This is a genomic window from Bacteroidales bacterium, from assembly GCA_022647615.1.
Classification (GTDB): Bacteria; Bacteroidota; Bacteroidia; order Bacteroidales; family UBA932; genus Egerieousia.
The window spans coordinates 1,402,152-1,417,036 of record JALCKZ010000001.1; the positions used below are offsets into that span (position 1 = coordinate 1,402,152).

Sequence of the window (14,885 nt, forward strand, 5' to 3'; positions counted from 1 at the left end):
TTATTTCTTTGAAGTCCTTAAGACAGTTTTAACTTCCCGCATCTTTTTAAGTGCGGAAATAACTCTGTCCAAGTGGGCGTTATTGGAGATTGAAATTTCCAGTTCAGCCACAAATTCAATCTTGCCTTTGCGCCTTTCTGAAATTCTGTAGGCGCGTATGCTTGCTCCCTGAGTTGCAACGCATTCCATTATTCTATTCCCGACAGTTGCGTCTCCGTCTCCAATGACTTTGAGGCCGGTCTGGAATTGCGTTGTAGTAGAAAGCTGCCTCCACCTAACTTTCTGAATCCTATATGGATACGTAGTAAGAAGCCGCTTTGCATTCGGGCATGACATTCTGTGAATGCTGATTCCGCCGGAGGCAGTAACAAATCCAAAAACATCATCTCCAAAAATAGGGTTGCAGCACTTTGCCATCTTATAGCTGATGTTGCTCAAGTTATCGCTTATCACAAGATAGTCAGATGAACCCTCATGCTGGCGGATTTTTGTAACATGTGTTTCCTTCTCATTTTCAGCCTCTTTGCCGCTCTCTCCTTTCTCCAGAAAATCCTTTATGTCCTGCGGGTCAATTGAGTTGTCATTAATTGCAATCAGCAATTCTCCTGCAGATTTTTTCTTAAAATGTTTTGCAAGGTCGGCAAGTATATCATCATTCAGCTCAATCTTCCAGTTCTTCATTCTCCTCTCCAGAATCTCACGTCCCGCGCGGCTCATCTTTCCCTCTTCCTCTTTAAGTCTGGATTTTATATGGCTGCGCGCTTTTGCGGAGACAACAATATTCAGCCAATCCTGTGACGGCTTCTGATTTTTGTTGCTCATAATCTCCACAATATCACCTGTGTGCAGCTGCTCTCGTATGGATTTTATTTTCCCGTTTACCTTTGCGCCTGAGCAGCTCATTCCAAGATTGGAGTGGATGCTGAATGCAAAATCCAGCACGGACGCACCCTTTGGAAGTTGTCTCAAATCTCCGGTTGGAGTGAATACAAAAATTTCATCCAGCTCTTTTCCGCTCAGCTGGGGATTCTCCATAACTCCCGGAGTATTAAGCATTTCTTTTACTCCCGATAGCCATTCATCCAATCCGCGCACGCTCTTTATTCCCTTGTAGCTCCAGTGAGATGCGTGTCCGTTCTCTGCAATTTCATCCATTCTTGCAGTTCTGATTTGAACCTCAATGTGAGCGCCGTCTTTATTTTCAACCGTTGTATGCAAAGACTCATAGCCATTTGGCTTTGGAGTAGTAATCCAATCCCTCAATCTGTTAACATCGGGTTTATATTCCTGAGTGACAAGTGAATATACTTGCCAGCAATAATCTTTCTCCTTCTCCGGCGGAACGTCCAAAATAAATCTGATGGCAAAAACATCATACACTTTTTCAAACGGAACTTCCTGCCTTTTCATCTTTTGCCAGATAGACCACGCAGTTTTAGTCCTAACTTTAAGAGTATATTTTATCCCAGCCTCGCTCAGCTTTTTCTCCAATGGTTTAACAAATTGCTGAACAAGTTTTTTCCTGTCCTCTTCCGTTGCAATTAGCTTGTTTGTGATTGCGCGATAATTCTCCGGATCTGAATATCTGAAGTATAAATTTTCCAGTTCGCTGTTAATATTGTATAGCCCAAGCTGATGAGCCATAGGAATATACAGCATTTGGGTCTCCGTCAGCTTGCGCATCGCATTTCCCTTTGGGAAAATATAAAGGTTGCGCATTATTTCCAATCTGTCGGCGAGCTTAATTAATGTTACCCTTGGGTCCTTTGAATATGAGACAATTAGCTTGCGATAGATTTCCGCCTGCAGCTTTGTCTCTTTGGGAGTAATCTTGGAAATGTTGTTAAGACCCTCAACAATGGTAATTATTTCTTTGGGATAGTTTTTCTTAAACTCCTCAACCATAGAGTCTTTGCCGCGGCTGGCTTCATGCAGGAAAACTGCCGCAACCGCATCTGCGCGCAATCCAAGTTCAGCTGCTACAATGTAGGCAACATTAAGCGGGTGCTCAATAAACGGATGATGATTTTCCCTCTCCAGCCCCTCAAGAGATTTGACTGCAATATCATAAGCTCCCTCTATAAGCTGCTTGTTTTCAGGCTCAAACATACTTATAAGTTCATTCAGCTTATCATTCATTGCCTTATTTGTACTCTCTCCCATTGTGTACCCTTTAATTATTCTTTTCCTCTGTTAATTCTTTTTGTTCTTTAGCACCTCTTTAAGTGCGTTCATCTCATCTCTGAATTTTGCTGCAGCGGTGAAATCCAGCTTTTTAGCGGAACGTTCCATTTGTATCCTGGAGCTCTCGATAGATTTTTCCAGCTGCGCTCTTGTCATGTTTGTTATGACAGGATCATTTGCTATATCTCTTGCAGAAGGCTTGCCATAATTTGAAGAAGCCTCCTCTAAAGTTGCATTGCGGCCAAGAATATTTCTCTCTTCCTTCACAATCTGTCGCGGAGTAATATGATGTACTTTATTGTATTCCATTTGTTTAGCTCGGCGACGGCCGGTCTCGTCAATGGTCTCTTTCATACTCTTTGTGATAGTATCCGCGTACATTATGACGGTGCCGTTTATGTTTCTTGCCGCTCTGCCGGAGGTTTGCGTGAGGGCGGTGGTGCTTCTCAAGAATCCCTCCTTGTCCGCATCCAAAATTGCAACCAGCGAAACTTGCGGTAAATCAAGACCTTCCCTTAACAAGTTAACTCCCACAAGTACATCAAATCTTCCCGCCTGGAAGTCCTCCAAGATTTCAATTCTCTCCATCGTGTCTACGTCCGAGTGAATATAGCGTACTCGTATCCCCATCTTTTCCAGATACTTATCCAGCTCCTCCGCCATTCTTTTTGTAAGGGTTGTAACAAGAACGCGCTCATCTTTTTCAGCACGCTTCTGCACCTCCTCCAGCAAATCATCTATCTGATTTTTTGTAGGGCGGACATCAATCGGTGGCTCCAGCAACCCGGTAGGGCGGACCACCTGCTCAACTATAAGTCCCTGAGACTCTTCAAGTTCAAAGTCAGAAGGTGTTGCGCTTACATAAACCGTCTGGTTGGTCAGCGTCTGAAATTCATCAAACTTCAGCGGCCTGTTATCTGCGGCTGCGGGCAGACGAAAACCGTACTCAATCAAAGTCTGTTTTCTGGAACGGTCTCCTCCGCTCATTGCACGGATTTGAGGGACAGTCACATGGCTTTCATCTATGAAAGTTAGGAAGTCATTTTGAAAATAATCCAACAGGCAGAATGGTCTTGTGCCGGCGCTTCTTCCGTCAAAATATCTGGAATAATTCTCTATGCCGGGGCAGTAGCCAAGTTCCTTAATCATCTCAAGGTCATACTCTACGCGTTGCTTTAACCTGTTGGCTTCATGCGCCTTGCCAATCTCCATGAAATAATCGTACTGCTTTTTTAAATCATCCTGGATTTGCTTTATTGCGCTTATTGTTCTCTCTCTTGTTGTGGAGAAAATGTTTGCAGGATAGATTGGAATCTCCTCTTTGAATTCTATTGTTCCTCCGCTGATTGGGTCAAAAATTTCTATCTCGTCAACTTCATTCCCAAAGAAAGTTATCCTTGCCGCCTCCTCTCCGTAGGCCAAAAATATATCCACGGAATCTCCTTTAACTCTGAATGTTCCGCGCTTGAACTCAACATCATTGCGGGAGTACATGCTGTCCACAAGCTTATACAAAAATTTGTTGCGGCTCACCTGGTCTCCCTTGTGAATGATGATTGTGTTTGCGTGGAAATCTGCAGGGTTGCCAATGCCGTACAGGCAGGAGACTGATGAGACGACTATTACATCTCTTCTTCCCGACAGTAGCGCGCTTGAGCATTGCAGGCGCAGCTTGTCAATCTCATCGTTGATGCTCAGGTCTTTCTCTATATATGTATCAGTAACAGGCATATACGCCTCGGGCTGATAGTAGTCATAGTAGGAGACAAAATACTCCACGGCATTCTCAGGAAAGAACGCCTTAAACTCACCGTACAGCTGCGCCGCCAAAGTCTTATTGTGGCTCAGCACCAGCGCGGGTCTGTTCAATCTTTGGATAACGTTGGCCATGGTAAAAGTCTTCCCGGAGCCGGTAACGCCAAGCAGCGTCACCGCCTTATTCCCCTCCTTAATTGCATTTACCAGAGAATCAATTGCTTCCGGCTGGTCACCGGTAGGCTTATATGAAGATTCCAGCTTAAAATCCATGATGCCCGCAAGTTACAAAATCACAAACGAACTATCGCACATCGTAACAAAATCTAAATCCCCAGCGGAAAATCCCCAACGGAAAATCCCCCAGCGGAGCGGCCGCGGGCCTCTCTTTTTTACGCACAGAGCGGCAAACCTGCCCGAGGCCGCGCAGCCGCGCCGGAGGCGCGTGCCTCCTCCACCGCGGGAGCGGTGTAAACCACAGATTGCCAGCATGCTTTGTATGCTGGCAACGCGCAGACTGCGCAGCAGGCTGCGTAAACAAAATTCCTTTTTGTTGTGCCACAACTTTGCAAAACGTGCAGATTTACAATGTGTTGCAAAATACCGCTCAGAGTGCGCAGAAAGGCAAAAAGTTAATTGCTTAACAATATGCGTATTGCAAGGACGGTAATTTTTGAGAAATTTTAAAACGCTGTAACATGCTGATAGTCAGATAGGGTCATTTTTGCCTTTTCTGAGCGTACAATTGAAACATTTATTTTATAAATTTGCGTTAGGGAAATGGTGCACATTTCCGCAGTCTTGCCCCTCATTTCACAGATGTTTGCAGCAAATCTAGAGGCTCTCTGTCCTTTATGAACGCTGATTTATAACCTCACTTTATAACTTTATAAACATCACAATCATGAAACTAAAACCATTTTTTTTATCCGCAGCTATAATATCTTCAGTTTCTGTGCTGCTGCTATGCGCATGCTCTAAAAGTGATGTCGGCAATTCTGGAGCTGCCGGCAAGTACAAAGTTAATCTGTCTGGAACCATAGCAACTGACGGCACAAAGGCAGAACTTGTTGACAACGGCTCTTTGCTGAAGGTTTATTGGTCAGCTACTGACGCAATTAAGGTTATTAATACCAGCAAGAGCAATGCTGTTGCAACGCTCTCCACGTCAGGTAATAGCGGCACTTCCGGCAGCGCAAGCTTCAGCGGAGATTTTAGCGTGGCTCCAGATGCGGGAGATAACTTGGTTGCATTTTATCCCTCCACGCTATCAGTCAGCGGCGCCACGGCAACAGTAGATTTATCGGCTCAGGGCGGCACTCTTGACGATGTGAAAACACGGATGGTTATGATGGCAACTGCCGCATACAGCTCATCCACAAAACTGTCTTTTGCAAATGAGACAGCAATATTAAAATTTGAATATACATTCCCTGTCGCATGTACCGTAACCGGCTTGACTCTTACTACTCCCGACGGGTCATTAATAAATAAGGAAGAGTTGAGTTCAAGCGGCTGGAGCAATCCGACAAAAGGGGACATTAACGTAACCCTTTCCTCTGCAATTAGTGTTGCAGCGGGCGATGTTAAGACTTTTTATGTAGCGGTGTTCCCGGAATCCGGTATCACAGACCTGATTGTAACGGCTCACACGTCCGCAGGCGAATACCTTACAAATACAAGATCAGCAAGTGTCGCTTTTATCCAAGGCAAATATCACACAATGACAAAGACTCTTAAAAGTATGATAGGTTCTTACTATTATTCTGATGGAACATGGGGAGATTTAGAAGATAACAATAGAATGGTGAGTGGTGTTATGGCTAAAACTGCGATAGGGGTAATCTTCTCCACTGAGCCGAGTACCAAGGATAAAGGATTTGGTTTCACCCACGGGTATGCCATGGCACTTAAAAATGCAGCAAGGTACCAAAACGCCTTCTGGTCTTCACATGATGACTATAAGGACATTAATGACCAGTCCGCATATATAACGGATTTATCCGCAATGATTGCAGACCTTGATGGCTACTCTCACTGCCACGGCTTTATTACCTCTCCAAAAACCAACGGCTATTATGATTTTAATTCAACAAATTACCCCGCTATTTATGCAGCGCTCAACTTTGGTACGGCATCTTACGGCAGCGTGATTAATGCCGCACCTTCCGGTACGCTCAACAGCGGCTGGTACCTGCCAAGCATTGGACAAATTTACCTAATATTGAAAAATCTTGGCAAGCTGACGGACCCCCTTAAAGATAGTCATACTTACTGGCATTTGGATGATACAAAATATCTTGAGATTGCAAAAAATATTAATTCTTACATATATGAAGTATTGAATAGTAATGCAAACACCAGTATTGTAAATAATCCTCTCAGTACAGCAAGTAACATTTCCGATTATTTCCTTGGCCTGAAGGACCCTACGGCATCAGGATGTGATTTTTCAGCTGTAAAATATGGTTATTATATGCAGTCAAGCACTGAATATTCTGAGTATCAAAATATTGACTGCAGTTTCCAGAGTTCTGGTTATGTAATTAATATTTCTTCTGAATTCAAAACGGGAAGTAGTAGCACGACGGCGTTTGCTGCGCGCAGCGTGATTGCTTTTTAAATTGAAAATTTAGAAAAATGATTAAGAAAAATTTTTAATGAACTTATATACAATGAAATACAATTCTAGTACAGTAGATGAAAAGCGCATGGTTCTGTTCAGCGCAACTAACAGATGTACAGTTTCAGGCAATAAGTATGTTGCCCCGTGCAGCAAAATTATTCAAATGGAGCCTGAAGGATTCATTGCAACCAGCGGAGATCTACCTGATTATGGTGACGGCGGAAGTCTGTCCCAAGTGTATCCTCCAAAGCCGGTACAAGATAATTTGATAAAGAAGGCATAGGGTTATTATTTTACAAGTGAAAAGACCAGCAGATAGATGAGCCGGGTGCGGGCAATGAGGGTGGAGTAGGTGATAGTGTCCTCTGTATCAGTTGTTTTGTAAGTGTTCTCCGTGATGCCGCTGGTGAAAAGGAGTGCGGGAGCGTGGTAATCTGTGAATGAGCGCTGGTCAGACAGGCCGGAGAAAATTTTGTAGAAAGATTTGCTGCCATAAAATGTGTAGTCCAAATCCAGGTTCAGTCCGTATGCCTTGTTGAGGTAATTTATTTTCCTCACGATGTTTGCATCCACTTTTTCCCTGCCTAGTATGAGCATGTAATCTTTTGATTTCCCGGGAGGTGCAAGGGTGCTTCCAATTTGGTCCAGGTTAATCATCAGAGAAATATCTGAGGGGTGAATGCCGCCGTTTCTTATAAACTCAAGGCTCCCCGCGCGGTTAAATTCCTTGCCGTCAAATGCAATAAACAGAATATTTTTTTCCGGCAGCATATTTCTTTTATATGCTGAGCCAAAGGCATTTGCAAGCTCCAGCAATACTGCAACGCCGGAGGCGTTATCATCTGCGCCGTAATAAATTTTTTCCCCGATGGTTCCCAGATGGTCATAGTGTGCTCCTATTACAATCCACTCCTTGCTGCCGGAACGTGATGGTATATAGCCAATTACGTTTGCACCAAGCAGTTTCATTCCGCCTTTTGTATAGAAGTAAAATCCGTGTGCATAAGCGCCGGTGCTGCTCAATGGCTTTATGCCTGCCTGCAAATATCTGTCAATTATATAGTTGCGGGCGCAAGCAATGCCGTCCGTGCCGGTGGCTCTCCCCGCAGCCTCTTTGCTTGCAAGTGACGTAACGCAGCGGCGTGCGCCAAACTGTGATATTGAAGAGAGAGGTGTATCAGGATAACAAGCAGAGTCCGCTGCTGAAAGCTGGGCAATTGAAGAATAACTGTCGGGAGATAAAAAGGGATTATGAAAAGTTTGGCCGTGTGCTTGCCTGCCGCATAAAAGAGCTGCCATGAGTGCAATTGCCAAAACGTGTTTCATCATTCTCTGCGGTTTAAGTTGTATATTTGCGGGCTGTATACTTGTATATTTGCCATTGCGAAAATACTCTATTTTCATGAAAGTAAGAAAAAGAAGCGGTTGCCTTAAAACATTATTCATCACTATTCCGTTGTGGTTCATTGGAATTACAATTGGGCTGGTGATTGTTTTGAAGTGGGTGCCGGTGTGGGTGACTCCTGTGATGGTTCAGAAAAGCATTGTAAATGTGGGGGATAGCACGTATCACACTTATAAAACATGGAAGTCTTTGAAGCATATTTCCAACAGCATGGGGATGGCGGTTATGGCGGGGGAGGACAGCAGATTCCTGAGCCACTGGGGTTTTGACTTTGTGGAGATTAACAATGCTATCACTACAAATGCTGAGGGCAATTCATTAAGAGGTGCAAGTACAATTTCCCAGCAGACCGCAAAGAATGTTTTTCTTCTTCCCGGAAGGACCTGGATAAGAAAGGGTTTGGAGGCTTACTTTACTTTGCTGATAGAGGGCATCTGGGGAAAGCGGAGAATTATGGAGGTCTATTTGAATGTTGCGGAGATGGGGAAAGGTATCTTTGGAGCTGAGGCTGCGGCACAGCATTTGTTTAATACAAGCGCAGAAAATCTGACCAGAAGACAGTGCGCTCTTATTGCCGCAACTCTGCCAAATCCTCTGATAATGCATTCGGACAGGCCGTCCAGATATGTGCGCTACAGAGCAACTGTTATTCAGTCTCTTATGAGGAAAATCCCGCGCCCTAAATGGCTTGGCGGAACTGAGACAAGATGGACGCAAAGGATGGACCGCAACATTAAAAAAAGAAACAGCAAGGCGCTGATGAGGACGGTGAAGAAGGTGAATAAAAATGTGAGCAAGAAGGTAGTGAAGAAACTTTCCGGAAGCGGCAAAGAGAAATAAAAATGTACTGCAAATTCTTCTTTAAGAAAGATTAAGAGATTATTATATGAGACATTTTACCGGCGCAAAGAGTTTGAGGACAATTGCAATAGTTTTTGCACTTGTTTGTATCCCTTTGGTATCCAGAGCGCAATATGATATTGACCAGTTCTTTTATAAAGGGCGTGAGCTTTTGATTGACGGTAAATATTCCTCCGCGATAGATAATTTTAATGTCCTTGTACGTTTGGACAGTACGCTTTATGATGCCTATTTTTTCCGCGGAATTGCAAAGTATAATCTTGGAGATTTTGCAGGTGCGGAGAGAGATTTTGATAAATCCTTAAAACTAAATCCAATCTATACTCCCGCATATCATTACAGGGCCATAACATTAAGCAGAACAGGTAAATATGAGCTTGCGCTAAAAGATTTGGCGGAGGCGGTGGATTTGCGTCCAAGCTATACCGGGCTCTACTTTAGCCGAGGAGTTACATACTTTCTTTCCCAGCAATTTGAGAAGGCAATTTCTGATTTTAACAGATTCATAAAAGCGGAGCCAAAAGAGGCGGATGCCTATCTGAACAGAGGAGCGTCATATCTGTTTTTGGGAGATACCACAAAGGCTCTAAATGATTACAATACAGCAATTAATCTAAATATGTTTGACCCGGAAGGGTACGTGCGGCGCTCCAGAATTTTTTCAATGACAGGGAAGCAGGATGCCGCAATAACGGATTTAAACAAGGCAATTTCTTTGGACTCCACAAACACCTTTGCATTCTTCAACAGAGCGCTGATTAAGTTTGACAAGAAAGATATCAAGGGTGCTTTACATGATTTGAACAAGGTGCTGGATGAGGAGCCGGGCAATGCGCTTACTCTTTATAACAGAGCTATAATAAGGTCACAGATAGGGGATTACAACAATGCCGTAGATGACTATGACAGAGTAATTGCTGTGAATCCAAATAACGTTCTTGCATATTTTAACAGGGCGGGAGTTTATCTTGCATTGCACAAATACAGGGATGCAATGAATGATTACTCTCAGGCAATTAATTTATATCCCGATTTTGCAAAGGCTTATATGAACCGCGCTTATGCAAAGATGCAGCTGGGCCAGTATAACTCTGCAAGACAGGATGAAAGGATAGCCAATGCTAAAGTTATGGAGTACCGCTATAAGACTCGCGACAGTACCGGTTACAGAAATTTTGCAGATACTACAAAGAGGTTTGACCAGCTGATTGCGCTTGATACTGACTTTGCAAAGAAGGATTTTTCCAACAATGAGCTGCTGCAATATAGAGATGTGGACATCAGGCTTAAGCCGCTATACAAGTTTAATATAGTTGAAAAACAGAAGGTTGCAATGGCGCTGGAACGCAGATATGAAAATCCTAAGATGACTGCGTTTGAATCTTCCGCTGCAATTCCTGTGGAGATGACGCCAATAAAGCAGAGCAGCACGGATGAAAAATCTATCAGCACAAATAATTTTGAGAAAGAGATTAGAGATAAAATAGCAGGGCTTTCAGACGGCAGCGGAAAAAAGAATGATGTATCTGTCGGGAGGCTAATGTTCAGCCAGGCCTTGATTGCAGGTTATAACAATCACTTTAACGAGGCGTTGGCGGATTATGACAAAGCCATTGAAAATGAGCCGGATCAGACGTTCTACTATATCAACCGAGGCGCGCTTCAGGCGGAGATGATAGACTTTATCTCTTCTATGGAGACAAATGTCCAGGTGCTGACGCTGGATAATTCAAGAACCGCAAGGGCCAGAGTGCAAGATAAATATGAGAATTATGATTATACTCCCGCCATTCATGATATGACAAAGGCGGCTCAGCTGATGCCTGACTTCCCGTACACTTACTACAACCTGGGCAACCTGTACTGTTTGTCAAATGATTTGCCTGAATCTATATCCCAGTATACCAAAGCAATACAGCTGTATCCTTCTATGGGGGAGGCTTATTATAACCGCGGACTTGTCCTTATATTCTTGAAGGATAAAGAGAAAGGATGTTTGGATTTGTCAAAGGCCGGGGAACTTGGAATTCAAGATGCTTATAGCGTCATAAGCAAGTACTGCACAAAGAAATAGGATTATTTCTTCTTGTTCTTCTTCATTTTCTTGATGGCATCAACGGTTCTGACCGTTGCTTCATCAGTTGCAATATCGTGTACTGCAAGAAAAGAGAGGATGGCGCAAATAATTGGAAATACAGCTGTTATGGGGAATCTTGTTCCTGCCGGCCTTGTGAAGAAAGCATAGGCAAGCCAGCATTGAAATGCTACCAGTATAACTGCATTAAAGATTGTAAATCTTATCTGAAGCATCCGGTAGTGAATAAGGAATAGAGAAATGAAGGAGATAAACGTGGCGGCAATCAGCAAAATTAAAAAAGGAACATAGCCTGTGATAACAGAACTAAAGTACATTACGCATAACAAAATGACCACCGCGAGTATAAGTCCGAATTGATTTCCGTGTTTCATAACGCCGCAAAAGTAGGCAAAAAATGTTATCTTTGAGACTGTTTAACAAGAATAAAAAAGACATTAATAAGAATAAAATTATGGCTAGCATAGCAGCATCGGAACTAATGCTTAATGCAGACGGTTCCATTTATCACATTCATCTTAGGCCTTATGATTTGGCAGACACTGTCCTTCTTGTGGGTGACCCGGGAAGAGTAAACATGATTTCAAAGTATATGTCAAATATTGAATTCACTCATCAGAACCGTGAATTTATCTCAACTACAGGTACTTATAATGGGAAAAGAATGACTGTTCTTTCAACCGGAATAGGTACAAACAATATTGACATTGTAATGAATGAGCTTGACGCCGTTGCCAACATAGATTTTAACACCAGGCAAATTAAAGAGAACAAGCGCAAGCTTACAATCTTAAGAATAGGTACATGCGGCGCTTTGCAGCCGGACATTCCTCTTGGCTCCTTTGTATTCTCACACATATCAATTGGTACCGATGGCGTAATCAACTGGTATGCAGACAGAGAGAAAGTTACTGAGGGCGATATAGAAGAGGCTTTGATTAAACACATGGATTGGAACAAACATCTTGGACGTCCTTACATTGTTAAAGATTCCCAGATGCTGATTGACATGTTTAAAGAGCGCACTATCAAGGGAATGACAATATCTGCTCCCGGATTTTTTGGTCCTCAGGGGAGAGTGCTGAGGCTCCCGATAGTTGTACCTGACATGAACCAAAAGTTTGAGTCATTCAGCTTTAACGGCTACCGCGTAACTAATTATGAGATGGAAGGTTCTGCAATTGCGGGGTTTGCAAAAATGATGGGACATGAGGCAGGTACCGTTTGCTGCGTGATTGCAAACCGCTACAGGAAAGAGGCAATCACAGATTACGAACCTTACATAGATAAGCTGATTAAGCTGGTGCTTGAAACGCTGACAAAATAAAATCCGGCTAATCATCAGATTAACCGGACTTTGAGCGGGACACGGGATTCGAACTCGCGACCCTCAGCTTGGGAAGCTGATGCTCTACCGACTGAGCTAGCCCCGCATGCGGGGACAAAATTATAAACTATTTTTTGATTTGCAATAGTATGGGCCTAAGCTGGTTTATAGCAAAAAGACTTGGAAAAAAAGAGAGCAAAAGCGGAGGTAAAAGGCTTAGCGGCATCAGCAATATTATTGCCATAGTCTCAGTTGCCGTAAGCATCATTACTATTATTGTTTCTGTGGCGGTATCGGGAGGATTCCGCAAAGAGCTTATGGATAATGCAATAGGCTTTACCGGAGATTTGACCGTCATTCCTCCAGGAATAGAGAGCAGCTCTGCAAACAGCGCAGAACTTTACTCTATTTTGCCAATGCCTTGCATGAAAAAAGTAGCAGCCCTTCCTTTTATAAAATGTGTTCAGGGGACAACTTATCGTCCAGGTCTTATTAAAACCGATGACCAAATCCAGGGGGTAGTTTTAAAGGGAACTGATTCATCTTATGATTGGAGCTTTTTCAAAAGTTCTTTGATTAAAGGAACTCTTCCAAATAAAGACAGCAATGAAGTGATGATTTCCAAGCGGTTGGCAGATATGCTTTTGCTTAAGGCGGGGGATAAAATGACAATGTATTTTATCGGAGATGCTATTCAGGTGAGGCGTTTTAAAATCTCCGGAATTTATTCTGCGCAGCTGGAAGATTTTGATAAGCTTTATGTTCTTACAGATTCCAAGCTGGTAAGAGAACTCAACGGATGGACAAAAGGGGAGGTTAGTTCTTATGAAATCTTGTTTAAAAATCATGATGAAAAATTGCTGCAGCAGAGAAAAGATATTGTTATCAAAACTATCTATGACAATTTAAAAAACGGAGACAATGCGGTTTCCGTTACAAGCGTAAAAGATAATATGTTCACTCTGTTTGACTGGCTGCATCTGCTTGATTTAAATGTGCTTATAATACTTGTTCTGATGATTGCGGTTGCGGGGTTCAATATGGTTTCCGGCATTTTGATAATCTTGTTTGAGAATATTTCCCACATCGGATTGTTTAAAGCAATGGGAATGAAGGATAGAAACATTGCAAGAATTTTCCTTGCAAAAACTTCTATGATTGTTCTTAAAGGCTTGATATGGGGCACTTTAATAGGTGCGGGACTTTGCTGGGCCCAGTGGAAATATAAATTTATCTCTCTTAATCCCGATAATTATTTTGTGAAGTTTGTCCCTATACATCTAACAGTCAGTACAGTACTTATTACTGACGCTATCTGCTTTGCCGCAATAATGTTAATCCTTCTTATTCCTTGCAGATTTATTTCAAAGGTTTCTCCGGCCAGGACATTGACTGTAAAATAATCTAACGGAGTTTACTATGACTGTATATCAATTACTCTACAACTGTACGCTTGTAGTAATCATACTGTTGCATGACTATGTTCACGTGCCTGACCATGGTGCGGCCGCTGAATGAGCCCACCGTTATTCCGTCATCGGTGCTGTAGCCGCCGCGCATAAGAGGAAGAATTTCAGATATGTCAGACCATTTGCGCGGGTCTTTCCCTTCGCTTTTTGCGACGGTCATACATTGTGACATGCGCCCGTCTCCGGCATTATATGCTGCAAGTGTAATTTGCACCAAATCAGCCCCTTTAATCCCCTTTGCAGCATAAATCCCTGCAAGCCTGCCAAGCACTCTCGTCCCGGCCTTTATGTTCATCTCGGGATTATAAACATTGTGCACGCCGTGCTTTCTTGCAGTGCTCTCTTTTACCTGCATAAGTCCAACTGCACCTCCGGATGAAATTACATGCGGATTAAATTTTGATTCCTGATAAATTAATGCTGATACCAATCTCCAGTCCCATCCAATCTCCTTGCTGTATTTCTTAATCATATCATCATAAGGAGAAATCTGGTATCTGGTCATAGGGGCCATCATGTTCCCGTAGCTCCTGCGCCTTAACTTAAAGATAGAAGGCTTCTTATGAAATTTATCATACATTCTTCTGTATTCGTACGTCTGCTTAAAGCGTGCAAACCAGAAGTTTACGGCATTAATAATTTTTTCATTATCATATCTTGCGGCGCAAACTACTTCAAAATCATCTCTGTCAGTATTATTAACGGGCAAACTTGTAATAAAATCATCCCCGTATACATCAGGGATAGAATCCTCATCATTGTAAATCACAACATCCGTGGTACCGTCGCTGAGACTCATCCACAATGAATCAGAGTTTACGCTAACGCTCATATTTACAGTACACTTCTGCTGGCGATTAAAATATTTAACCATCTCATAAGCATATCTTATGGATGGTTTTCCTGTATTTATCTTACTGTCTATTACAATGGTACAATTGAGAGTGTCTCCCGCAAGAATATTAGGGGACGCCGCCTGCTCAGGATTTTTAATGAGCTTCCACTTAGGCAAAAAAACTATCAGGAGAACAATAAGAAAAGCTACGCCAATGCGTACCAGATTTTTACGTCTGACGCTGAGCTTTTCAAATCTTCTGATAAGCTCATTTTGCGTGTATATTTTTTTTATCTGCCTCACGACAGTTCCATTATATGTCTCACGA

The 14,885-nt window shown here is 42.8% G+C and carries 11 protein-coding genes and 1 tRNA gene; 6 read left to right on the top strand and 6 right to left on the bottom strand.

All coding sequences use genetic code 11. The features are described 5' to 3' along the window. On the bottom strand, nucleotides 1-2,163 hold the full coding sequence (locus tag LKM37_06125) for a RelA/SpoT family protein (GenBank protein MCI1720574.1): 2,163 nt from the start codon (nucleotides 2,161-2,163) through the stop codon (nucleotides 1-3). Nucleotides 2,164-2,193: 30 nt separating this feature from the next. Then, on the bottom strand, nucleotides 2,194-4,212 hold the full coding sequence (gene uvrB / locus LKM37_06130) for an excinuclease ABC subunit UvrB (GenBank protein MCI1720575.1): 2,019 nt from the start codon (nucleotides 4,210-4,212) through the stop codon (nucleotides 2,194-2,196). A gap of 631 nt (nucleotides 4,213-4,843) precedes the next feature. Here uvrB and LKM37_06135 point away from each other — a divergent pair. Further along, the gene (locus LKM37_06135; GenBank protein MCI1720576.1) at nucleotides 4,844-6,562 is read left to right on the top strand and encodes a fimbrillin family protein; all 1,719 of its coding nucleotides are present in this window, start codon (nucleotides 4,844-4,846) and stop codon (nucleotides 6,560-6,562) included. Between the two features lie 37 nt (nucleotides 6,563-6,599). Next, a complete protein-coding gene (locus LKM37_06140; protein MCI1720577.1) occupies nucleotides 6,600-6,848 on the top strand; it encodes a hypothetical protein in 249 nt (82 codons plus the stop codon). A 5-nt stretch (nucleotides 6,849-6,853) separates the two neighbouring features. Here the strand turns inward: LKM37_06140 and LKM37_06145 are convergent, their stop codons facing one another. Next, nucleotides 6,854-7,894: a M28 family peptidase gene (locus LKM37_06145; protein MCI1720578.1), complete on the bottom strand. Its 1,041-nt coding sequence runs from the start codon at nucleotides 7,892-7,894 to the stop codon at nucleotides 6,854-6,856. A gap of 73 nt (nucleotides 7,895-7,967) precedes the next feature. Here LKM37_06145 and mtgA point away from each other — a divergent pair, with 73 nt between their 5' ends. Then, nucleotides 7,968-8,810, top strand: a complete 843-nt coding sequence (mtgA, locus tag LKM37_06150; GenBank protein MCI1720579.1) for a monofunctional biosynthetic peptidoglycan transglycosylase — start codon at nucleotides 7,968-7,970, stop codon at nucleotides 8,808-8,810. Between the two features lie 46 nt (nucleotides 8,811-8,856). Further along, the gene (locus LKM37_06155; GenBank protein MCI1720580.1) at nucleotides 8,857-10,905 is read left to right on the top strand and encodes a tetratricopeptide repeat protein; all 2,049 of its coding nucleotides are present in this window, start codon (nucleotides 8,857-8,859) and stop codon (nucleotides 10,903-10,905) included. A 2-nt stretch (nucleotides 10,906-10,907) separates the two neighbouring features. Here the strand turns inward: LKM37_06155 and LKM37_06160 are convergent, their stop codons facing one another. Then, nucleotides 10,908-11,300: a DUF4293 family protein gene (locus tag LKM37_06160; protein ID MCI1720581.1), complete on the bottom strand. Its 393-nt coding sequence runs from the start codon at nucleotides 11,298-11,300 to the stop codon at nucleotides 10,908-10,910. Between the two features lie 80 nt (nucleotides 11,301-11,380). Here LKM37_06160 and LKM37_06165 point away from each other — a divergent pair, with 80 nt between their 5' ends. Further along, nucleotides 11,381-12,253: a nucleoside phosphorylase gene (locus LKM37_06165; protein MCI1720582.1), complete on the top strand. Its 873-nt coding sequence runs from the start codon at nucleotides 11,381-11,383 to the stop codon at nucleotides 12,251-12,253. 33 nt (nucleotides 12,254-12,286) lie between these two features. Here LKM37_06165 and LKM37_06170 read toward each other — a convergent pair. Next, nucleotides 12,287-12,359: transfer RNA gene (locus LKM37_06170), tRNA-Gly, on the bottom strand. A 43-nt stretch (nucleotides 12,360-12,402) separates the two neighbouring features. On the opposite strand from LKM37_06170, the gene LKM37_06175 reads away from it, so the two are divergent. Continuing rightward, nucleotides 12,403-13,656 carry an FtsX-like permease family protein gene (locus LKM37_06175; protein ID MCI1720583.1) on the top strand — a complete coding sequence of 418 codons (1,254 nt, stop codon included), beginning with the start codon at nucleotides 12,403-12,405 and terminating at the stop codon, nucleotides 13,654-13,656. A 31-nt stretch (nucleotides 13,657-13,687) separates the two neighbouring features. On the opposite strand, the gene LKM37_06180 is transcribed toward LKM37_06175, so the two are convergent. Beyond that, nucleotides 13,688-14,860 (bottom strand): transglycosylase SLT domain-containing protein, encoded by a 1,173-nt coding sequence (locus LKM37_06180; GenBank protein ID MCI1720584.1) that lies wholly within the window; start codon nucleotides 14,858-14,860, stop codon nucleotides 13,688-13,690. Nucleotides 14,861-14,885: the final 25 nt, after the last annotated feature.

What these genes read in the sequence shown, in the direction of transcription:
- uvrB (MCI1720575.1), bottom strand. Translation starts at nt 4,212, where the DNA reads ATGGATTTTAAGCTGGAATCTTCATATAAGCCTACCGGTGACCAGCCG.
- LKM37_06160 (MCI1720581.1), bottom strand. Translation starts at nt 11,300, where the DNA reads ATGAAACACGGAAATCAATTCGGACTTATACTCGCGGTGGTCATTTTG.
- LKM37_06135 (MCI1720576.1), top strand. Translation starts at nt 4,844, where the DNA reads ATGAAACTAAAACCATTTTTTTTATCCGCAGCTATAATATCTTCAGTT.
- LKM37_06175 (MCI1720583.1), top strand. Translation starts at nt 12,403, where the DNA reads ATGGGCCTAAGCTGGTTTATAGCAAAAAGACTTGGAAAAAAAGAGAGC.
- LKM37_06140 (MCI1720577.1), top strand. Translation starts at nt 6,600, where the DNA reads ATGAACTTATATACAATGAAATACAATTCTAGTACAGTAGATGAAAAG.
- LKM37_06125 (MCI1720574.1), bottom strand. Translation starts at nt 2,163, where the DNA reads ATGGGAGAGAGTACAAATAAGGCAATGAATGATAAGCTGAATGAACTT.
- LKM37_06165 (MCI1720582.1), top strand. Translation starts at nt 11,381, where the DNA reads ATGGCTAGCATAGCAGCATCGGAACTAATGCTTAATGCAGACGGTTCC.
- LKM37_06145 (MCI1720578.1), bottom strand. Translation starts at nt 7,894, where the DNA reads ATGATGAAACACGTTTTGGCAATTGCACTCATGGCAGCTCTTTTATGC.
- mtgA (MCI1720579.1), top strand. Translation starts at nt 7,968, where the DNA reads ATGAAAGTAAGAAAAAGAAGCGGTTGCCTTAAAACATTATTCATCACT.
- LKM37_06155 (MCI1720580.1), top strand. Translation starts at nt 8,857, where the DNA reads ATGAGACATTTTACCGGCGCAAAGAGTTTGAGGACAATTGCAATAGTT.